This is a genomic window from Cryobacterium sp. MLB-32, assembly GCF_000738085.1.
In the GTDB taxonomy this organism is placed as follows: Bacteria; Actinomycetota; Actinomycetes; order Actinomycetales; family Microbacteriaceae; genus Cryobacterium.
Genome location: NZ_JPRS01000479.1, coordinates 1 through 700 on the forward strand (window position 1 = coordinate 1; position 700 = coordinate 700).

Consider the following 700-nt stretch of genomic DNA (forward strand, 5'->3'; position numbering starts at 1 on the left):
TAACGGGGATTGAACCCGCGACCTCCTGGACCACAACCAGGCGCTCTGCCAACTGAGCTATACCCACCATGCGTCCCTTCCTCTTGCGAAGAAGGGCAACTCATGAATTCTATTACACCTGAGCACCGAAGTTGTGCACGACGTCCTCAGATTGGGTTTTTGCCTCGTCACTGGAGGGCCCCGGATCCGCTACAAACACGGTTTGACGGTAGTAAGCGAGCTCGCGAATTGATTCAAGAATATCTGCGAGGGCGCGGTGGCCACCGTCTTTTGTCGGCGCGTTGAAGTACACGCGGGGGTACCAGCGTCGTGCGAGCTCCTTGATGGAGGACACATCCACGTTGCGATAATGCAGGTGCTTGTCGAGGCGCGGCATGTAGCGGGTGAGGAAAGCGCGGTCTGTGCCGATGGAGTTTCCGGCCAGGGGAGCCTTCTGGTCCTCGGGAATGAATTTCAGAATGTACTCGATCACTTGGAATTCGGCCTCGGCGGCGCTCACACCGTTCGGGATCTCGTCAATCAAGCCCGATGTCGTGTGCATGGTGCGCACGAAGTCGCCCATGTTTTCCAACGCGGATGCATCGGGCTTGATGATGATATCCAGTCCCGGATCGAGCACATTAAGGTCGTAATCGGTGATGACGACGGCGATTTCGACCAGTTCGTCTTTGTCCAGGTCGAGACCGGTCATTTCACAGTC

Annotated in this window: 1 protein-coding gene; it reads right to left on the reverse strand. The window is 56.6% G+C overall.

Annotated elements, in window-relative coordinates; genetic code table 11:
- Positions 1-112: 112 nt before the first annotated feature.
- The coding region (gene orn / locus JF66_RS19500; RefSeq protein WP_231556522.1) for an oligoribonuclease at positions 113-700 on the reverse strand (588 nt) is incomplete at its 5' end.